This is a genomic window from Caballeronia sp. ATUFL_F2_KS9A (assembly GCF_023630765.1).
Taxonomy (GTDB): domain Bacteria; phylum Pseudomonadota; class Gammaproteobacteria; order Burkholderiales; family Burkholderiaceae; genus Caballeronia; species Caballeronia zhejiangensis.
The window spans coordinates 154307-173411 of the sequence record NZ_JALQEK010000030.1; the positions used below are offsets into that span (position 1 = coordinate 154307).

At 65.0% G+C, this 19105-nt stretch carries 19 protein-coding genes; 6 read left to right on the forward strand and 13 right to left on the reverse strand.

Annotation, left to right across the window (positions count from 1 at the left end):
- Positions 1 to 63 precede the first annotated feature (63 nt).
- The 5 genes from clcA (at position 64) to NCS67_RS18755 (ending at position 4070) form a co-directional block, all read left to right on the forward strand.
- A complete protein-coding gene (gene clcA / locus NCS67_RS18735) occupies positions 64 to 1389 on the forward strand; it encodes a H(+)/Cl(-) exchange transporter ClcA (protein WP_250436083.1) in 1326 nt (441 codons plus the stop codon).
- 68 nt (positions 1390 to 1457) lie between these two features.
- On the forward strand, positions 1458 to 2486 hold the full coding sequence (locus NCS67_RS18740) for an aldo/keto reductase (RefSeq protein WP_008352795.1): 1029 nt from the start codon (positions 1458 to 1460) through the stop codon (positions 2484 to 2486).
- 135 nt (positions 2487 to 2621) lie between these two features.
- Entirely contained in the window at positions 2622 to 3236 is a 615-nt protein-coding gene (locus NCS67_RS18745) for a LysE family translocator (protein ID WP_033536710.1), read from the forward strand.
- 284 nt (positions 3237 to 3520) lie between these two features.
- Positions 3521 to 3688, forward strand: coding sequence for a hypothetical protein (locus NCS67_RS18750; RefSeq protein WP_160172929.1), 168 nt, complete (start codon positions 3521 to 3523; stop codon positions 3686 to 3688).
- A 220-nt stretch (positions 3689 to 3908) separates the two neighbouring features.
- Positions 3909 to 4070, forward strand: coding sequence for a DUF1328 family protein (locus NCS67_RS18755; protein ID WP_008352793.1), 162 nt, complete (start codon positions 3909 to 3911; stop codon positions 4068 to 4070).
- A gap of 68 nt (positions 4071 to 4138) precedes the next feature.
- Here NCS67_RS18755 and NCS67_RS18760 read toward each other — a convergent pair whose 3' ends face one another.
- The 8 genes from NCS67_RS18760 to NCS67_RS18795 form a co-directional block, all read right to left on the reverse strand.
- Positions 4139 to 5257 carry a diguanylate cyclase gene (locus NCS67_RS18760; protein ID WP_284504115.1) on the reverse strand — a complete coding sequence of 373 codons (1119 nt, stop codon included), beginning with the start codon at positions 5255 to 5257 and terminating at the stop codon, positions 4139 to 4141.
- Positions 5258 to 5293: 36 nt separating this feature from the next.
- Positions 5294 to 6277 (reverse strand): chemotaxis response regulator protein-glutamate methylesterase, encoded by a 984-nt coding sequence (locus tag NCS67_RS18765; protein WP_250436084.1) that lies wholly within the window; start codon positions 6275 to 6277, stop codon positions 5294 to 5296.
- Complete coding sequence (locus NCS67_RS18770; RefSeq protein ID WP_250436085.1) at positions 6274 to 8499, reverse strand: hybrid sensor histidine kinase/response regulator; 2226 nt, start codon at positions 8497 to 8499, stop codon at positions 6274 to 6276. Before NCS67_RS18770 ends, NCS67_RS18765 begins: the two co-directional genes overlap by 4 nt.
- Positions 8496 to 9191 (reverse strand): chemotaxis protein CheW, encoded by a 696-nt coding sequence (locus NCS67_RS18775; RefSeq protein WP_250436086.1) that lies wholly within the window; start codon positions 9189 to 9191, stop codon positions 8496 to 8498. Before NCS67_RS18775 ends, NCS67_RS18770 begins: the two co-directional genes overlap by 4 nt.
- A complete protein-coding gene (locus NCS67_RS18780; RefSeq protein WP_250436087.1) occupies positions 9188 to 10480 on the reverse strand; it encodes a CheR family methyltransferase in 1293 nt (430 codons plus the stop codon). Before NCS67_RS18780 ends, NCS67_RS18775 begins: the two co-directional genes overlap by 4 nt.
- Complete coding sequence (locus NCS67_RS18785; RefSeq protein ID WP_008352785.1) at positions 10477 to 10947, reverse strand: chemotaxis protein CheW; 471 nt, start codon at positions 10945 to 10947, stop codon at positions 10477 to 10479. Before NCS67_RS18785 ends, NCS67_RS18780 begins: the two co-directional genes overlap by 4 nt.
- Before the next feature lie 12 nt (positions 10948 to 10959).
- Positions 10960 to 12585, reverse strand: coding sequence for a methyl-accepting chemotaxis protein (locus tag NCS67_RS18790; RefSeq protein ID WP_250436088.1), 1626 nt, complete (start codon positions 12583 to 12585; stop codon positions 10960 to 10962).
- Positions 12586 to 12695: 110 nt separating this feature from the next.
- Positions 12696 to 13871 (reverse strand): MBL fold metallo-hydrolase, encoded by a 1176-nt coding sequence (locus tag NCS67_RS18795; protein ID WP_250436089.1) that lies wholly within the window; start codon positions 13869 to 13871, stop codon positions 12696 to 12698.
- A gap of 330 nt (positions 13872 to 14201) precedes the next feature.
- On the opposite strand from NCS67_RS18795, the gene NCS67_RS18800 reads away from it, so the two are divergent.
- The gene (locus NCS67_RS18800; protein WP_239294385.1) at positions 14202 to 14471 is read left to right on the forward strand and encodes a hypothetical protein; all 270 of its coding nucleotides are present in this window, start codon (positions 14202 to 14204) and stop codon (positions 14469 to 14471) included.
- 27 nt (positions 14472 to 14498) lie between these two features.
- Here the strand turns inward: NCS67_RS18800 and xylB are convergent, their stop codons facing one another.
- The 5 genes from xylB to NCS67_RS18825 all read right to left on the reverse strand — a co-directional run.
- Entirely contained in the window at positions 14499 to 15266 is a 768-nt protein-coding gene (gene xylB / locus NCS67_RS18805) for a D-xylose 1-dehydrogenase (protein WP_250436090.1), read from the reverse strand.
- A 10-nt stretch (positions 15267 to 15276) separates the two neighbouring features.
- A complete protein-coding gene (locus NCS67_RS18810; RefSeq protein ID WP_008352778.1) occupies positions 15277 to 17061 on the reverse strand; it encodes an IlvD/Edd family dehydratase in 1785 nt (594 codons plus the stop codon).
- Positions 17062 to 17165: 104 nt separating this feature from the next.
- On the reverse strand, positions 17166 to 18206 hold the full coding sequence (locus tag NCS67_RS18815) for a LacI family DNA-binding transcriptional regulator (RefSeq protein WP_250436091.1): 1041 nt from the start codon (positions 18204 to 18206) through the stop codon (positions 17166 to 17168).
- A gap of 13 nt (positions 18207 to 18219) precedes the next feature.
- Positions 18220 to 18864, reverse strand: a complete 645-nt coding sequence (locus NCS67_RS18820; RefSeq protein WP_250436092.1) for an SEN1982 family lipoprotein — start codon at positions 18862 to 18864, stop codon at positions 18220 to 18222.
- Between the two features lie 50 nt (positions 18865 to 18914).
- A partial coding sequence (locus NCS67_RS18825) for a hypothetical protein (protein WP_250436093.1) occupies positions 18915 to 19105 on the reverse strand: 191 nt, incomplete at its 5' end.

The window sequence follows — 19105 nt, forward strand, 5'->3', positions numbered from 1 at the left end:
TGCCCGCCGCGCCGCGCGATGTTACGCTTCGTTGCACATGCCGATTCCGGAGCGACATGCGCGATGAACGATAACGAAGTCACCAATCAGGACGATGAGCGCGCAGGACTCGTTCCGCTCGCGGCGGCATCGGTGGTCGTGGGGGCGGCGACGGGCGCGATCGGCGTGCTCTTTCGCTTCGCGCTCGAACGCGGCGATATCTGGCGCAACGCGTTCGTCGCGTGGGCGCACGCGGGCCACGATGCGGCGATCGTGCTCGTCGTGCTCGCGGCGACGGCGGCATCCGCGCTCGCCGCATGGCTCGTCGCGCGTTTCGCGCCGATGGCGAGCGGCAGCGGCATTCCACACGTCGAAGCGGTGCTGCGCGGCAGCGTGCCGCCCGCGCCGCTCGTGCTCATCCCGATCAAGTTCGTGGGCGGCGTGCTCGCCATCGGCGCGGGGCTCGCGCTCGGCCGCGAAGGTCCGACCGTGCAGATGGGTGCATCGATCGCACATGCCATCGGCACGTCTTTCAGGCGCAATGCCGGCGATTGCCGTGTACTGCTCGCGGCCGGCGCGGGCGCGGGGCTCGCCACGGCGTTCAATGCGCCGATCGCGGGCGCAGTGTTCGTGCTCGAAGAACTGATGCGCCGTTTCGATACCCGCACGGCGGTCGCGGCGCTCGGCGCATCGGCGAGCGCGATCGCGATGGCGCGTCTGCTGCATGGCGATCTGCCCGACTTTCATCTGCCCGCGCAGCCGTTTCCCGGCTTCGAGATGACCGGCGCGCATCTCGTGCTCGGCCTGTTGCTGGGGCTGCTCGGCGCGCTGTACAGCCGCGTGATTCTCTGGACGCTCGATGTCGCCGACTCGATCGCGCCGCCCGCATCGGTGAAACATGCGACGGCGCGCGCCGCCGTGGTCGGCGCGGCGGTCGGCCTGCTCGCGTGGTTCGCGCCGGCTCTCGCCGGCGGCGGCGATGCGCTCACCGAGCGCGCGCTGCTCGGCGCGGGAACCGTCGCGAGCGTGACGGCGATGTTCGCGTTGCGCTTCGTGCTCGGCCCGGTGTCGTATGCGGCGGGCACGCCAGGCGGCCTTTTCGCGCCGATGCTCGCGCTCGGCGCGCAGACGGGCCTCGTGTTCGGCCGCGTGTGTCTCGACTGGTTTCCCGGCATGGCGAGCCCCGCCGGCGACACCGCCACGTTCGCGGTGGTCGGCATGGCGGCGTTCTTCGTCGCGGTGGTGCGCGCGCCGGTGACGGGCATCGTGCTCGTCACGGAAATGACGGCGAGCTTCACGCTGCTTCTGCCGATGCTCACCGCCTGCTTCACCGCGATGATCGTGCCGATGCTCCTGCGCGTGCCGCCGATCTACGATTCGCTCGGCGAACGCGCGGCGCGGCATCGCTGACGCGGACGCTGCATGCGTCGAGCCGTTGCGGTAGTCTCGTCGATGGACTTCATCCACGAGGACACGCAATGGAATATCGACATCTCGGTGCTTCGGGCTTCAAGGTTCCCGTCCTGAGCTTCGGCACCGGCACTTTCGGCGGCAAGGGCGAACTCTTTCAGGCGTGGGGCGAGACCGACGTGAGCGAAGCGCGCAAGCTCGTCGACATCTGCCTCGACGCGGGCGTGACGATGTTCGACACCGCCGACATCTACTCGCGCGGCACGTCGGAATCGATACTCGGCGAGGCGCTCAAGGGCCGGCGCGACAAGGTCATCGTCTCGACCAAGGCGACCTTCCGCTTCGACGACAACGACCCGAACGCCGTCGGTTCGTCGCGCTTTCATCTCATCAAGGCCGTGAACGGGGCACTGGAACGCCTGCAAACGGATTACATCGACGTGTTCCAGTTGCATGGCTTCGATGCGAAAACGCCCGTCGAAGAGACGCTTTCCACGCTCGACGATCTCGTGCGCGCCGGAAAAATCCGCTATACGGGCGTGTCGAATTTCTCGGGCTGGCATTTGCAGAAATCGCTCGATGTGGCCGACCGTTACGGCTATCCGCGCTATGTCGCGAATCAGACTTACTACTCGCTGATCGGCCGCGATTACGAATGGGAGCTGATGCCGCTCGGCATCGATCAGGGCGTCGGCGCGATCGTCTGGAGCCCGCTCGGCTGGGGACGCCTCACCGGCAAGATTCGGCGCGGCCAGCCGCTGCCCGCGACGAGCCGTCTGCACAAAACCGCCGACATGGGGCCGCCGGTGCCGGACGAATATCTGTACCGCGTCGTCGATGCGCTCGACGCCATCGCCGAGGAAACCGGCAAGACCGTGCCGCAGATCGCGCTCAACTGGCTGCTGCAGCGCCCCACGGTCGCGACCGTGCTGATCGGCGCGCGCAACGAGGAGCAACTGCGGCAGAACCTCGGCGCGGTCGGCTGGAACCTCACGGCGGAACAGGTGAAGAAGCTCGATGAGGCGAGCGCGGTGCGGCCCGCGTATCCGTACTGGCATCAACAGGGATTCGCGGAACGCAATCCGTTCCCCGTGTAAGGAGGTTGGGCTGGGCGCGACGGCGCGTCGCGTCCGGACACCGTACAGGAAGTCACCTGACAATCTGTACCGGTACTGTACCGGACACCTTCCGTACACTTGGCGCTCATCGAATCCTTCATTGCGGAGCGCGCCATGCCCACCGAACTTCTGAACGCCCTTCCAGCCGCCGCGCTGTTCGCGCTGGTGACGACCATCACGCCCGGTCCCAACAACACGATGCTGCTCGCCTCGGGCGTCAATTTCGGGTTGAGGCGCACGCTGCCGCACATGCTCGGCATCAGCGCGGGCATGGCGATCCTGATGATCGCGGTCGGCCTCGGGCTCGCGCAGGCGTTCGAGCGTCTGCCGATCCTCTATACGGTGCTGGAAGCGGCGAGCGTCGCGTATCTGCTGTATCTGGCGTGGAAGATCGGCACGTCGTCGTCGGTGCAGATGCGCGACAGCAAGGCGCGCCCGATGCGCTTTCACGAAGCGATCGCGTTCCAGTGGATCAATCCCAAAGCGTGGATGATGGTGCTCACCGCCGCGAGCACGATCCACCTGCACGCGAGTCTTTCGCTGAACGCCGCGCTGATGGCCGTCGTGCTCGTCGTGATCGGCTTGCCGTGCATCACGATGTGGGCCGCGTTCGGCACGTCGCTGCGCCGCTTTCTCGCGGATCCGCGCCGGTTGCGCATGTTCAACATCACGATGGCCGTCTTGCTCGTGTTGTCGCTGTATCCGATCGTCGCCCATTTTTTCGCTTGATGCGCGATCCGAAACATGCGCGTCGTCTTTGCCTCGACGCGCGTCCCGGTGCATACTGGCCTTACGCGCCGGCACGCAAAATCTGCCGTCCTGCTTGCAAGATTGGGACTGCGTTTCTTTATCGTCAGCACGGTCTGTTCACCTTTCCGCCCGAACGATCCTCAACTGATCCTTAAGCGATCCTTTAAGGCGGACTATTCAGCCCGGCGCGTACAAGCCTTGCTAGTCCGTTGGTTCGCGCCGAATCGTCGGCGCGGCTTTGAAATCTGTTCAAGGAGTACGCCATGTCTGGAGCCAATCGCCCGTCCGGTCCCGCCACGCGCAAATCCCTCGACCTAGCCGATCAGATCGAACGCGATGAACTGGAGAACAACCTGCCGGATGCGCTCAACAGCGTCGACGACGAAGACGACGACGATGAAACCGACTCCGATCGCACACTAGGCCGTTAGCCTCGACAGCCGGACACATCGCGCGAAGGCAAGCGCGATCCGCGACGCCGCAATGTTCCTTTCATTGCGGCGTTTTTGCATCTCCGGCACGCGGGCGATGCGCTGGGCACGTCCGTTGCTTTGAACGATGCGCGGGAAAACCGATGAGCGAAAGCGGCGGCATCGATCCGCCTGCATATCGACCGATCAACCGATCATCCGATCCACCAAGGAGGGCAACATGCTCCGTTACGCTGTCATCTTCTTCATCATCGCGATCATCGCGGCCGTCTTCGGCTTCGGCGGAATCGCAACGGGCGCGGCGGAAATCGCCAAGATCCTGTTCTTCATCTTTATCGTGATCTTTCTGGCGACCTTGCTGCTCGGCGTGTTCAGGCGATGACGCCATTCACGCAGCACACGCCGTAAAGCAAAACGCGCGGGCTTCGACGAAGGCCGCGCGTTTTTTCGTCAGGTGACGATCACCCGGTTCTTCCCGTCTCTCTTCGCGCGATACAGCGCGAGATCGGCGGCTTCGACGAGCTGCTTCGACGCATCGTCGTGCATCGCCATCTGTATCGCGCCGCCGACGCTGATCGTCACGCGCCCGCTCGACGAACCCGCATGCGGCACGTCCAGCGCCTCGACCGCGATGCGTATTTTCTCGCCGAGCAGACGCAAGCCCGGCGCCGATGTCGAGAGCAGCACGACCGCGAATTCCTCGCCGCCGAAGCGCGCGGCGAGATCGGTCGGACTGGCTAGACTCGATTCGATCGTATGCGCGACGAGCTTCAGCACATCGTCGCCGGCGACGTGGCCATACGTGTCGTTGTACGACTTGAAGTTATCGACATCGATCATCAGAAAGCCGATGGACGCATGCTCGCGAGCGGCGCGCCGCCATTCCGCGTTCAGATAATCGTCGAGACGGCGGCGATTCGACAAACCCGTCAGCCCGTCCGAATGCGTCAGGCGCTGCAATTCCAGATTCGTTTCGAGCAGCTTCTGCTGCGACTGACGCAGCGCGCGATACGCTTCGTCGCGTTGCAGCAGGTTCTGATACGAACGCGAGTGATAGCGCACGCGCGCGACGAGCTCGATGGTATCGGGCAGCTTCACGAGATAGTCGTTCGCGCCCGCCGCGAATGCCGCGCTCTTGATGCGCGGCTCTTCCTTCGTCGAGAGCACGATGATCGGGATATCGCGCGTCGCCGGATGCTCGCGGTACTGACGCACGAGCGTCAGGCCATCGACGCCGGGCATCACGAGATCCTGCAGGATCACCGTCGGCCGCGTTTCCTGCGCGGTGCGCAACGCCTCTTCCGGATTCGCGCAGTAATGCAGATCGACGTTGCGCTCTTCGGCGAGCGCGCGGCGCAACGCTTCCGCGATGATCCCCTGATCGTCGACGAGCAGCACCATCACCGGCAACTCGGCGGCGGGCGGCGCGTTCAATGCGGCGGCGAGCAGATCGGACACGGCGCGCTCGTCCGCGATTGCACGCGAGCCCGCGCGCTCGATGCTCGCCGACGCGGCGGCCGCGGCCCGTTTCGCGCGCTCGGCCAGCGGATCGGGATGAGGAGTTTTCATGAAACGTGTGTCCTTGGTTGATGTGCTTCGCTGAGCTCAGTCGAACGCCTTGGCGATCGCATCCGCGATGCGCGGCAGCGGCAGTATCGACGCCGCCGCGTTGAGCGCGGCCGCCGCCTTCGGCATGCCGTACACCGCGCTCGTCGCCTCGTCCTGCGCAATGGTGTGATAACCCTTCGCGCGCATCGCCTTCAGTCCGATCGCGCCGTCGCGGCCCATGCCGGTCAGCAGCACGCCGACCGCGCGTCCGGTCCAGCGCTCGGTCACGCTCTGAAAGAACACGTCGACGGACGGGCGATACGGCAATTGCTCCGGATGCGCGGTGTAGCCTAGGCGCGTGGCGTCGGCGAAATGCAGATGATCGTTGGTCGCGGCGAGCAGTACTTCGCCGGGCGCGGGCCTGTCGCCTTCACGCGCGATACGCACGGGTAGCGCCGATTGCGCATCGAGCCATTGCGCCATGCCTTCGGCGAACGCGCGATCGACGTGCTGCACGATGACGAGCGCCGCCGCCAAATGCTTCGGCAACGCGCCGAGCAGTGTCGCGAGCGCGGACGGTCCGCCCGCCGATGCGCCTATCGCGACGAGACGATCGCCGCTCTTCATGGCGGGCAAAACGCTCGACGATGCGAGCCGCGCGCCGATCTGATCGATCTTCGCGATCAGCGCCGCCGCACCGCGACGCGCATCGGCGCCGGCGAGCGCGGGCGTATCGACGGCATCGAGCGCGCCCGCGCCCATCGCTTCATAGACGCGCCATGCGTTCGCGCCGACATCGACCGTGACGACGAGAATCGCGCACGGCGAACGCGCCATGATGGTCCGCGACGCCTGCACGCCATCGACATTCGGCATCACGAGATCCATCAGCACGACATCGGGCGTGTGCGCCGCGCAATAGTCGATCGCCTGCTGGCCGTCGTGCGCGATCCACGCGATCTCCAAGTCGGGCCGCGACGCGAGCGCGCGACGCAACGCTTCCACCGCGAGTGCAACATCGTTGACGATGCCGATCTTCATGTCTTCGCCTCGCCGATGAGATCGCGCACGGCATCGATCAACGCCTGATCGTGAAAGCTGCCTTTCGCGAGGTAATAGTCCGCGCCCGCGTCGAGGCCGCGCTGACGATCTTCCGCGCGATCCTTGTACGACACGATCATCACCGGCAGGGCGGCGAGTTGCGCATCGCGCTTGATGAGCGTGACGAGCTCGATGCCATCGAGCCGCGGCATGTCGATATCGGTGATGACGAGATCGAAGTCCGCGCCGCGCACCGCGTTCCAGGCGTCCATGCCATCGACCGCGACGGACACGTCGTAGCCGCGCGACGCGAGCAGCTTGCGTTCGAGTTCGCGCACGGTGAGCGAATCGTCGACGACGAGCACGCGCTTCGCGCTCGCCACGCGCGCACGCGAAGCGCCGGCACCGACGCGCCCGAGCTCGCCGCTGCCGACGAGCTTCTCGACGGAACGCAGCCAGTCGTCGAGATCGGCGATGAGCAGCGGATCGCCGTTCTCCATCAGCGCGCCCGCCGCGATGTTGCGCACCTTGCCGAGGCGCTTGTCGAGCGGTTGCACCACGAGCATCCGCTCGCCGAGAAAGCGATCGACGACGATGCCGTAACTCGCCGCGCCTTGTCCGATGACGACGACGCTGAGCCTTTCGCTCGCGGCTTCGAACGCGGCGGTTTCGAGAATCTGATGCGCGGTGACGAGGCCGATGCGCTTGCCGTCGAAGGAAAAATGCTGCTGGCCTTCGAGCATGTCGATGGCGCTCGCGGGCAGCACCAGCGTGCGCGCGACATGCGCGAGCGGCAGTCCGTAGGGCTCGCCCGCCACTTCGACGATCAGGCTGCGGATCACCGACAACGTCAGCGGCAATTGCAGCGCGATGCGCGTGCCCACATGCGTTTCCTGCGTCACGCGCACGCTGCCGCGCACTTGCCGCACGATGTCCTGCACCGCATCGAGGCCGACGCCGCGGCCGGATACATCGGTGACGGCATCGCGCATCGAAAAGCCGGGCAGCAGCAAAAATTCGAGCAGTTCCGCTTCGGTGAGGCGCGCGGCTGTGTCTTCGCTCGCGAGACGCTTGCGCACGACCGCGCGGCGAAGCGCATCGAGATCGACGCCCGCGCCGTCGTCGGACACGCTGATGAAAAGCGAGCCCGCGCTATGGCGCGCTTCGAGCGTGATCGTGCCGGTTTCGGGCTTGCCGAGCGCGCGGCGCAATGAGGGCGGCTCGATGCCGTGATCGACCGCGTTGCGCAACAGATGCCCGAGCGGCGCGTCGAGCAGATCGAGAATGTCGCGATCGACCTGCGTCGATTCGCCCGCGATGACGAGACGCACGTCGCGGCCGAGTCCGCGCGCGACATCGCGCACCATGCGCGCGAAGCCGCCCGTTGCATCGACGAAGGGACGCATGCGGCACGCGAGCGCTTCGTCGTAGATCTGCTGGGCGAGATGCGTCGAACGCCGGTCGTAGTTTTCCAGTTCAGCCAGACGCTCGCTCAACTGACGATGCGCTTCCGCCGTCAAACGACGCGCTTCGTCGAGCGCGGCGTGTGCGCGTGCATCGAGTTGCGCGGCGTTCGAATCGGTCAGCGATTCGTGCAGGCGTTCGAGCGCGCGGCTCGCATCGTGCTGAACGCGCTTCACGCGCAGCATCGATTGCGAAAACGGCTTCAGCCAGCGCGATTCGACGAGCGATTCGCCCGAATGACTCAGCAGGCGATCGAGCGTGTCCGCGCGCATGCGCAACATGCGAGCTTCGTTCGTGCGCGATGGTGCCTGAATTGGCTCGGACGGTTTCGTCGGTGTAAGTTCGCGTTGGGATGTTGCGCCGTCCATATGCGCGCTGAGGCCATCCACGAACGCATCGACTTCGCGTTCGAGCGCGGTCTGTGCATCGATATCGCGCGCCTCGCCGATCTGCACGATCAGATCGACACCGCGCAACAGCATGTCGATGTAACCCGCATCGAGCACGATGCGCCCTTCCTGCGCTGCGACGAAACAATCTTCCATCACATGCGCGAGCGTCACGCCGACCGGCACGCCAACGACACGCGCCGCGCCCTTCAGCGAATGCGCGGCGCGCATGCTCGCTTCGAGCGTGACGGGATCGCGCGGCGCACGTTCGAGCGCGATGAGGCCATCGGAAAGAATCTGCGCCTGCCCGCGCGCTTCTTCCTGAAAGAGGTCGAGCAGCGACGAACCTCCCGCATCGATGCTCGTCATGTGAGACTCCGGTTCAGGCTGTCGATGAGTCGATCGGCGTCGAGCAGGCCGACGGTTGCGTGCCTGAACGCGGCCACCGCATGCGCGTTCGACGACAGGCGCTGGGCGAGCGTCGCGGGCACCGGCTGAAGCTGCGCCTGCGTGAAGCGATGCACGCCGTCGACGGCATCGACGGGAAAAGCGAACGGTCCTTCGTGATCGCCATTGCCGCACTGCATGACGATGAGACGCCCGAGTTCGCGGGCATCGAGCGATACGTTTTTTGCAGCGCTTTCGTCCGCTTCGATGCCGAACAGCCGCGCCAGCGAAGCGCACACGATCAATCTGCCGCGCACGTTCACGACGCCCAGCACCGCGCGATTGCGCCGATGCGGCAGCGAGTGCACCGGGCGCAATTGCGCCACTTGCGCGCAGAGGTTCGTCGGCAAGCCGAGCCATTCGCCGCCGATGCGAAACACGAGACATGAGAGCGTATCGGTTTGCTTGTCGCCTCGTTCGACGACCGCCGAAGCGACGATCGACGTACGCGCTTCCACGCGATCCAGCACGCGCGCTGCCGCTTCATCGTGAACCGGGCAATTGCGGCAATGCACGTAGCGTTCGAGCTTCGGGCATGACGCATCGCCGCGCACGCCGATGCGGTTCCAGCAATCGTCGATATCGTTCGTGACGCCGATGTCGCGTGCGTTCATCGCGCGCGCTCCGTCACGCGTTGCGCACGCGCGAGCAGCAGACGCGCGCCGCTTTCATCGCCGTCGAGCGAGAGACACGCGGCGAGATGCGTGAGCGCCTCGCGATGCGCGGGATCGAGATACAACGCACGACGATAATGCCCGCGCGATGCCTGATGCTCGCCACGCGCATCGGCGATCACGCCAAGCAGATAGTACGCATCCGCGTTCGACGGATGCGCGTCGAGATACGCGTGCGCGGCATTCGCCGCGGTGTCGAGCTGGCCGGCATCGGCGAGTTGACGCGCGTGCGCAAGACTTGCCGGCGGCGCGGGTTCGGCGGGCGGCTTCGCAACCGGCATCGCACGAACGACGGTCGGCGCACTCGCCCATGCGGGCAACACGAACGCGGGCTTCATCGGCTTCGCGATGATCTGCGGACTCGGCCATGCACCATCGAACACGTTCGCGCGCTCGCGCTCGGGCCGATTGAACGCGAAGGCGAGCGGAATGTTCGCGGAACTCATGCCCTCGCGCATCAGAAGACCCGTCTCCGCCGGACCGACGAACAGCGTGCCGCCTTCTGCGAGCAAGCCATCGAGCACGCGCAGAACGGCGCGCTGCGTATCGCGATCGAAATAGATCAGCACGTTGCGGCACAGAATGAAATCGAAGCGCTCGAACGCATGCGTATCGAGTTGCAGCAGATTCGCTTGCGAGAAGCGCACGCTCTGTGCGACGGCGGGATCGAGCTGCCAGCCGCCATCGGTCGCGCGGAAATGACGGTCGCGAAAACCGAGCGCGCGTCCGCGAAACGCGTTGCGCCCGTAATGCGCGCGGCGCGCCATGGCGAGCGCGCGTTCGCTCACGTCGATCGCGTCGATGGTGAAGCGCTCCGCAGCGATGCCCGCTTCGATCAGCGCCATCGCGACGGTATAGGCTTCCTCGCCGGTCGAGCACGGCGCGCTCAGCACGCGCAGCGGCTTCGCGGGCCGTTCATGCAGACGCACGCGCGCAAGTCGCGCGAGGGCGGCGAACGCTTCGGGATCGCGGAAGAACCACGTCTCCGGCACGACCACCGCTTCGATCAACTCCTGCATGCGCGCGCCGTCCTGCATCACCGCGCGATAGTAATCGTCGAGCGTGCCGCCTTGCTCGTCGCGCCACAGGTGGAAGCGTTCGCGCACCGCGCGCGATACGGCGTTCGCGCCGATCGATTCGGCATCGAGGCCGATCGTGCGATGCAACAGCTCAATGAAGCGGCCGACGCCGAATGCTTCGTCCGCGAAGGCGCTCGGCAGCGCGCTCATGCTTCGCTCCCGGCGAAGAGCAGCGTCTGCACGTCATCGGGCAACAGATGCTCGATGCGAACCCATTGCAGCAGGCCTCGCTCGTCACGCGCGAGCGGACCGAGATAGCGCGCGTGCGGCGTGTCGATGCCCGCATCGGTGAACGAAGCGGCATCGAAGGTGACGGTGCGCGTCGCCTGTTCGAGCAGAAGACCGAGCCGATGATGCTTTATCGCGCCGTCGTCGCCGCAACGCGGATACGCGACGAGCGCGAGCCGCGTCGACACTCTCTCGTGCGAGGCACGCGCGAGCGCGAGCGCCGCGAGATCGATAACGGGCACGTTGGCGCCTTCGCAGTCGAGCACGCCCGCGACCCATGCGGGCGCGCCCGGCAGCGTCTTCAGCGGCGCGAGCGGCAGCATGCGCTCGACCTGCGCGCTGTCGAGAAGATAGCGGTCGGCGTCGAGCGTGAACTGGACGAAGAGCATCGCGGCGCGCCTTTAAGCGGCGATTCTGAAGCGCGACACACCCGTGCGCAGACCGTTCGCGACGTGCGTGAGATCGTCGATTGCCTGCGACGACTGGCGCAGCGACTCGGCCGTCTGTTGCGCGGCCTCGGAGAGTTGCGAGAGCGCCTGCGAAATCTGGTCCGCGCCGGTCGCCTGCGTCTGCATGCCTTCGTTGATCATCGAGAAGCGCGGCGCGAGCGTCTGCACCTGATGGATGATCTGCGAAAGCTGTCCGCCTACCTGCTGCACGTCGAGCATGCCGCGGCGCACTTCCTCCGAGAACTTGTCCATGCCCATCACGCCCGCCGCGACCGCCGATTGAATCTCCTTCACCATCTGCTCGATGTCGAACGTCGCGACCGCCGTCTGATCGGCGAGGCGGCGGATTTCCGTCGCGACGACCGCGAAGCCGCGCCCGTACTCGCCCGCCTTTTCCGCTTCGATCGCCGCGTTCAGCGAAAGCAGATTGGTTTGATCCGCAACTTTCGTGATGGTCGCGACGACCTGATTGATGTTGCCCGCCTTCTCGTTGAGGATCGCGAGCTTGCCGTTCACCGAGCCTGCCGCTTGCATCACGAGGCGCATGGTTTCCTCCATGCGCGTAAGCCCCGCCTGACCGGTGCCCGCGAGCGCCGCCGATTGCTCCGCCACGCCCGAGACTTCGTTCATCGTGCGGACGAGATCGCGCGCGGTCGCGAAAATTTCCCGCGACGTCGCGCCGATTTCCGTCGTCGTCGCGGCCGTTTCGCTCGCCGTGGCCTGCTGCTCGCGCGCGGTCGCGGCGATCTCCGATACCGACGTCGTCACCTGCACGGCCGATTTCTGCGCCTGGCCGACGAGGCCCGTGAGTTCATCGGTCATGCGGTTGAAGCCCGCCTCCAGCGTGCCGAACTCGTCGCGGCGCGCGAGCGCGAGGCGCTGCGTGAGATCGCCGGTACGCATCTTGTCGACGACGTCGACCATGCGCAGCATCGGCACCGTCAGCGCCTTCATCAGCATGAAGCCGAGCACCGCCGCCGCCCCGATCGCCACGACCATGATGACGATCAGCGTCGTTTCCGATTTCTGCACCGAGCCGCGAATGCTTTGCACCGATTTCGCGTTGAAGACTTCGTTATGCTCGACGAGCGCGCGCGTCGCGGCCTGACCCGCTTCCCACGCCGGCGTGAGACGCGTATTGAAGGTCGCGACGGCCGCGTCCTTCGCACTCGCGAGCTCTCGCAGCGTCTGATCCTGTACCGGAAGGTAGAGGTCGCGCTGGCGCTTGAATTCGTTGAAGAGGCGACGGTCGTCTTCTTCGAAGATGGTCGGCGCGTACGTTTCCAGCAGCTTGTCGATGCTCGCCCGCGTTTCGGCGAGATGCTGCGTGTCGCGGCGTATCTGCTCTTCGTCGCGGTCGATGAAGACGAGCCGCTGCGTCAGCGTGTAGTTCTCGATCCAGGCCGCGCGCAGGTCGTTGGAGACCGAGAAGCCGATCATCGAATCGTCTTCGAGGCTCTTTGCTTCGCGATCGATTCCGCCGAGCAGCGTGTATGACAATGCGGCCATGACGAGCATCAGGGTAAGGATGATGCCGAAGCTCGCCAGAATGCGATGCCGGATGGACAGTTGCTTCACGCGTTTGAGCCCTATAACTGGAAAAGGACGACCGCGCGCCGCGCGAGAAACGCGAGGCGTCGCGGATGCAGATGGATTTCCGCGCGTGAAAGACGCGCTGCCACACCGTGTTAACGGCCGATTGTGGCTGCGCTTGAATCCGGTGTGTCGAGATGAATCATTTCACCGTGTTTCAGCACGGTGAACGCGTCCGCGGGCAGGCCGGCGCGGCGCACGGCTTCGGCCAGACGGCGCGGCGGCTCGTCGAGCGGTTCGTCGGTCAGCTCGAACGAACCCCAGTGAATGCCGATCGCCTTTTTCGCATGTACGTCCTGGAAGATGCGCACGGCTTCTTCGGGATCGACGTGCTGCGCCTGCATGAACCAGCGCGGATCGTACGCGCCGATCGGAATGAGCGCGAGATCGAAGCCGCCGAAACGCGCGGCGATATCGCGGAAGTCCGGCGAGTAGCCCGTATCGCCCGCGAAGTAAAACGAATACGGACGCGCCGCGCCTGCCGGCGTTTTCACCACCCAGCCGCCCCACAGCGTTTCCGCGCGGTCGAATGGCGTGCGCGCGGACCAGTGCTGGCTCGGCACGAACCAGATATCGAGGCCGGCCGCGTGCGTTTCGTCGCTCCAATCGAGCTCTTCCACATTCGTTATGCCGATATCGTTCATCCACTGTTCGATGCCGAGCGGCACGAGAAAGCGCGGCGGCCCGCCCGCCTGACGGTTGAGCGCTTCGACGCTCGGCTTGTCGAGGTGATCGTAGTGATTGTGCGAGATCAGCACGATGTCGATATGCGGCAGCTCGTCGAGCGTAAGGCCGGGCGGCGTCTTGCGCTTCGGGCCGATGAACGAGAACGGCGACGCGCGTTCCGAGAACACCGGATCGGTGAGGATGTTCACGCCGTCGATCTGCACGAGCGCGCTTGCATGACCGATCCAGGTGAGCGTGTCGGCGGTGCGGTTGGCCTTGAGCCACGCGATGTCGGGATGCGCCATCGGAAAGTGATAGCCGTTCGCCGGTGGCTTCGGCAAGCCTTGCTTAAAGCGCTCCCAGCGCCACTTCAGGAACGATTCGCGCGGCAAGGTTCCATAGTTGTTCTCGTAGCCCGACGAAGTGCGTTTTGCGTGATGCAGCGGCTGCGGCTCGTGCGATGCAGCTTCCTGGCTGCGCGCCGGCGTGCCTGACGCGCAACCCGCGAGCAACGCGAGCGCGCACAACGCGACATGAGGACGTCGCGCGAACACATCGGACCAAAAAGCGAAGAAGAGATGCATGTTTTGACGCAGTGCGCGCATCGCGGGCAGTCGATTGTACGGAATGCATGGAGAGCACGCTGTGCGCGCTCTGGTCAGATCATCGGAAAATTGCGTTGCGCCTCGTCCCGCAAGGCCGGGCCAGATAATTCATCGCTAGAAGCCGGAGTCGGCCCGCTTCTTGCGTTCAACTGCCCCAGCGCCGAAACAAGGCGTTTTCGAAATCCAATCGCGGCGCGTGCTGCTTTTTCGATGCGGACATCGCATCCCAGCACGCAGCAGGCCGGTGCCAGAGACGGGGGCGTCATGAGTGGCAGTCAAAGAAGAAACGCAACAAACACGTTCAACCCGCAATTGCATACGATGCACGCCATGCTGGTGTCCCGCGCGGCATCGCACATCGCGAGCGCGATGCGGCCCGAAGGCCGCGACGAAGCGCTCGCGGAGGGCATTACTGAAGTCATCGCCCATTGTGGAAACGCGGGGCTCGGCCTCTTTCTCGCTGCGGTCTGGCATTGGCTCGATGAACGCGACTACCACGAAGCCGCCGACGCCGTGCAGCACTACATCGAAAGCGGCACGATGCCGACGGTCAAGCCAACGCCGAAAGTGGTGCGGCGTCGCGACGTGCGCGTGACGTAACCATCAGGTAACGCATCGGGTGACGCGTCAGGTGCCGAACCATCCGGCATCGACGTAATAGTCGCGCGCGGTGCAGCGCGCCGCATCGTCGGATGCGAGGAACAGCACCATGCGCGCGATGTGTTCCGGGTCGATCCGCTCATGCAGACATTGCTGCGCAAGCAGCTGCGCCTCGCTCTCCGGCGACTGCCACAACTTCATCTGGCGCGGCGTACGCACCGCGCCGGGAATCACCGTGTTCACGCGAATGCCATGCTCGCCGAGTTCGCGCGCAAGGCCGCGCGTGAGCCCTTCGATCGCGGCCTTCGCGGTCATGTAAAGCGTGAGATCGGGCAGCGCGAGATGCCATGAGATCGAGCCCATGTTCACGATCGCGCCTTGCTTCTGCGCGCGCATGCGCTTCGCGGCCGCCTGCGCGCAGAAGAACTGATGCCGCAGATTCACGGCCATGCGCTCGTCCCAGTACGCAGCGCTCACATCGTCCCAATGATGGCGGTCGTCGCTCGCGGCATTGTTGATCAGCACGTCGATGGAACCGGCTTCGCTCGCAATGGCGTCGAAGGCTTGCTCGATCGCGCCGGCATCGCGCAAATCGCAACGAAGGAACTTCGGCGCATGCCGCTCGCTCGCGAGCGTCTGTTCGAGTTGACGCGAATCGGCCTCGGCGACATCGATGAAAAACACGCGCGCGCCCTGCTGCGCGAACGCCTCGACGATCGCCGCGCCGATGCCGCTGCCGCCGCCCGTCACGACAACACGCTTGCCCGCAAGACTCGGATAGATGGCGTAGGACATGGCGGCTCGCTCAATGTGAATGACGCGGATTGCCGCGCGTTTCGATGACCTTCAGATACAGCGTCGCGGGTTCGAGGCATCCGCCCGTCGACAACTGTCCGACCGTCTGCCGATACAACTCCTGCCACGGCGTCTGCGCAACCGGCGCGGCGAACGACGATTGCGCGCGACGGCTTTCGAGTTCGGCTTCGTCGAGCAGCACGTTCACGCTGCGGGCGTTCAGATCGACACGAATCCGGTCGTTCGTGCGCAGCATCGCAAGACCGCCGCCGATTGCCGCTTCCGGCGACATGTTCAGAATCGACGGACTCGCGGACGTGCCGCTTTGCCGGCCGTCGCCCATGCAGGGCAGCGAATCGATGCCGCGCTTGATGAGCTCGGCGGGCGGCGCCATGTTCACGACCTCCGCACTGCCGGGATACGCAACGGTGCCGCAGCCGCGAATCACGAGAATGCAGTGCTCGTCGATCTCGAGCGACGGATCGTTGATGCGCGCGTGGTAATCCTCGGGACCGTCGAAGACGATCGCGCGCGCTTCGAACGTGTTCTCCGCGCCCGGCTCGCTCAGATAGGTCTTTCTGAACGCATCGCCGACGACCGACATCTTCATGATGGCGCTATCGAAGAAATTGCCCGACAGGACCATGAAACCCGCGCCGTGTTTCAGCGGATCGTCCGCCGTGCGGATGACCTCGTTGTCGGCGGCGGGCGCATCGCTCGCGATCTCGCCGATCGTGCGGCCCGACACCGTCAGACAATCGCGCGCGATGAGTCCGGCCTCGTCGAGTTGCCTAAGGACCGCAGGCACTCCGCCCGAGCGATGAAAACTCTCGCCGAGATACTCACCCGCGGGCATGCAGTTCACGATGAGCGGCACTTGCTCGCCGTGGCGCTGCCAGTCGTCGAGACTCAGTTCGATGCCCATGTGCCGCGCGATCGCGATCAAGTGCGGCGGGCAATTCGTCGATGCACCCAACGCGGATGCAACGACGATCGCGTTAATGAACGCCTCGCGCGTCATGATCTTCGACGGCCTCAACTCTTCACGCACCATGTCGACGATGCGCTTGCCCGTGGCATACGCCATCTGTCCGCGCTCGCGATACGCGGCGGGAATGCTCGCGCACGTCGGCAAGGACATGCCGAGTGCTTCGGCGAGACTGTTCATCGAGAGCGCGGTGCCCATCGTGTTGCAATGTCCGATCGACGGCGACGATGCGGTCGTCAGGCGCATGAAACCTTCGTAATCGATCTCGCCCGCCGCGAGCAGATTGCGCGCGTGCCAGATCACCGTGCCCGAACCGACCCGCTTGCCTTCGTACCAGCCATCGAGCATCGGACCGCCCGAGAGGACGATCGCGGGCATGTCGACGGTGGCGGCCGCCATCAGACATGCGGGCGTGGTCTTGTCGCATCCGGTGGTGAGCACGACGCCATCGAGCGGAAAGCCGTGCAGGATTTCGACGAGACCGAGATATGCGAGATTGCGATCCAGCGCGGCGGTCGGACGCCTGCTCTGCTCCGCGAGCGGATGCACGGGGAACTCCATCGGGATGCCGCCGGCATCGCGAATGCCCGCCTTCGTGCGCGCGGCCAGTTCGATGTGATGGCGATTGCAGGGCGCGAGATCGCTGCCGGTCTGCGCAATGCCGATGATCGGGCGGCCCGATTGCAATTCCTCGCGCGTCAGGCCGTAATTCATGAAGCGCTCGACGTATAGCGCGGTCATGTCGGCGTGCGAGGGATCGTCGAACCACTCCTGGCTGCGCAGGCGCTTGGGATTCTGTTGGGGCATGAGGTGTCTCTCCATCATTCACAGTCGTTCGACGCTGTGTTCATAGTGGTGTTACCGGTAACATCGCGATCAATGTTAGCACGCAATCGCGTTACTGCTTCGGCTTAAGCGCTTTCGCGCGCTATCACGGAATAGGCCACGCGCACGCGCTTGGCCGGCGGTGCAGCAACGCCCTGATCGCGCGCTTCGAGCGCCGCGAGCAAGGTCTCTCCGGTGCGCAGGCCGATGCCGTATGCGTCGACGGAAACCGTCGTGATCGATGGCGTGCAGCATGCGGCAACCTCGAAATTGCCGAAGCCCGCGACGGCGATATCGTCCGGTACGGTGAGGCCGCGCCGGTGACATTCCATTATCGCGCCGAACGCGGACATGTCGCTCACGCACATCACGGCCTGCGTGTCGGGCCATGCTTCGAGCAGTGCGGCCATCGCCGGGCCGCCGTGACTCATCGTGATGGGCGAATCGCCGAGACGGATGATGCGTCGATCGTCGAGGCCGAGCGCCTTCATCTGCGCACGAAAGCCTTTCAGACGATCGAGACCGCGACGGTCGAGCTCGCTCGCCCCGCCCAGGAAGCCGATGCGTTGGTAGCCTGCGTCCGCCAGATACCGCACCATTGCGCGCGCGGCGCTGACGTTGGAAAAACCGACGGCGGCATCGATCGGATCGGAAGGCGAATCCCACATCTCCACGACAGGAACGCCCGAGCGGCGCAACAGCGTGCGCGTCGCTTCGGTGTGACGCGAGCCCGTCAACGCGATGCAGCGCGGCTGATGACGCAGCATCGAGCGCACGAGCCGTTCCTCGCGATCCAGATGGTAGTCCGTGTCGCCGATCAGCAATTGCAGGCCGTGCGGTTCGAGCGACGCGGAAAGACCGCGCACCGTGTCGGAGAAATTCGAGCTCGCAAGCGACGGCACCAGCACCGCAACGAATTCCGAACGGCCGGACGACAACGCGCCGGCAGCGGCATCGGCGACGTAGCCGAGTTCGTCGATAGCTTGCTGCACGCGTTCGCGCGTCGCCAACGCAACGCTATGTCCGGCGAGCACGCGCGATACGGTCATCTTCGACACGCCGGCGAGACGCGCGACGTCGGACATGCGCGGCGGGCCGGCGGAAGGATCGAAGTCTTGCTCGGACATGCGGCGATGGTCCTCAGTCGACGCGGGCCCAGCCGTCTTCACGCTGTTCCAGGATGACATGCAGCTTCGTCTCGCCTGCTTCGCGGTCTGAGGCGGTTACCTCCGGGAAAGCGCGCTTGATGTCGCGATCGTCGGCCCACGGAGCCACGCTCTCCAGCTTGTAGGTGTAGGTAACGTCGGAACGGTGAGCGGTGGGATCGGGCTCGGTCCAGCTCACGACCTTGTCCAGCTTGACGTGCGCGTAACAAAGCATCCAGGCGCGCGGATCGCTCGTCGCGTTCGGATCGCCGGCGGGCCGGTTGGTTTCGACCGCGTACTTTTGCCCTTCGCCCGTAAGGCTGTACGCGAGGCCGTTCTGTTTGGCGTTGGCGTTCGCGGATGTCGGGGCCGCTCGCGCGATGAGCCCGCTCTTTTCGAGCGCAGCGAGTTGTTCGCGCAGCGCGGCAGCCGAATATTCGTTGAGGTCCCGAATGCTATAGGCCGATGGGAACGCGTAGGGGCCGCGGCCGCTGCGATTCAGGCATAGCAAGCCGCGATTCGTTTTCATGTCGGCGGAAATCGCTTCGCCGAGGCTGGACTCGCTTGCATCGTTCTTCTTGCCGCACGCCGCAAAAAGCAGCGTCGCGCTGACGGCGGCAATCAACAGGCTCGTTCTCATATGCGCTCCGGGATGGGTCGGCATGATGGGTACAACCTTTCGATGCCATTCTACCGACTGAAGCAGCGCATCGGAGTTGGAACGGCACCGGAACAGACTTCGTTGATGCAAATGCCGCGCCCCAACGCAAAAACCCCACCTTTTGGGGTGGGGTTTTTGTTTGAAGCATGAGGAGCCTGACGATTACCTACTTTCACACGGGTATCCGCACTATCATCGGCGTGGAGTCGTTTCACGGTCC

Coding starts and splice junctions, on each gene's coding strand:
- clcA (WP_250436083.1), top strand. CDS start 64: ATGAACGATAACGAAGTCACCAATCAGGACGATGAGCGCGCAGGACTC.
- NCS67_RS18740 (WP_008352795.1), top strand. CDS start 1,458: ATGGAATATCGACATCTCGGTGCTTCGGGCTTCAAGGTTCCCGTCCTG.
- NCS67_RS18745 (WP_033536710.1), top strand. CDS start 2,622: ATGCCCACCGAACTTCTGAACGCCCTTCCAGCCGCCGCGCTGTTCGCG.
- NCS67_RS18750 (WP_160172929.1), top strand. CDS start 3,521: ATGTCTGGAGCCAATCGCCCGTCCGGTCCCGCCACGCGCAAATCCCTC.
- NCS67_RS18755 (WP_008352793.1), top strand. CDS start 3,909: ATGCTCCGTTACGCTGTCATCTTCTTCATCATCGCGATCATCGCGGCC.
- NCS67_RS18760 (WP_284504115.1), bottom strand. CDS start 5,257: ATGAAAACTCCTCATCCCGATCCGCTGGCCGAGCGCGCGAAACGGGCC.
- NCS67_RS18765 (WP_250436084.1), bottom strand. CDS start 6,277: ATGAAGATCGGCATCGTCAACGATGTTGCACTCGCGGTGGAAGCGTTG.
- NCS67_RS18770 (WP_250436085.1), bottom strand. CDS start 8,499: ATGACGAGCATCGATGCGGGAGGTTCGTCGCTGCTCGACCTCTTTCAG.
- NCS67_RS18775 (WP_250436086.1), bottom strand. CDS start 9,191: ATGAACGCACGCGACATCGGCGTCACGAACGATATCGACGATTGCTGG.
- NCS67_RS18780 (WP_250436087.1), bottom strand. CDS start 10,480: ATGAGCGCGCTGCCGAGCGCCTTCGCGGACGAAGCATTCGGCGTCGGC.
- NCS67_RS18785 (WP_008352785.1), bottom strand. CDS start 10,947: ATGCTCTTCGTCCAGTTCACGCTCGACGCCGACCGCTATCTTCTCGAC.
- NCS67_RS18795 (WP_250436089.1), bottom strand. CDS start 13,871: ATGCGCGCACTGCGTCAAAACATGCATCTCTTCTTCGCTTTTTGGTCC.
- NCS67_RS18800 (WP_239294385.1), top strand. CDS start 14,202: ATGCTGGTGTCCCGCGCGGCATCGCACATCGCGAGCGCGATGCGGCCC.
- xylB (WP_250436090.1), bottom strand. CDS start 15,266: ATGTCCTACGCCATCTATCCGAGTCTTGCGGGCAAGCGTGTTGTCGTG.
- NCS67_RS18810 (WP_008352778.1), bottom strand. CDS start 17,061: ATGCCCCAACAGAATCCCAAGCGCCTGCGCAGCCAGGAGTGGTTCGAC.
- NCS67_RS18815 (WP_250436091.1), bottom strand. CDS start 18,206: ATGTCCGAGCAAGACTTCGATCCTTCCGCCGGCCCGCCGCGCATGTCC.
- NCS67_RS18820 (WP_250436092.1), bottom strand. CDS start 18,864: ATGAGAACGAGCCTGTTGATTGCCGCCGTCAGCGCGACGCTGCTTTTT.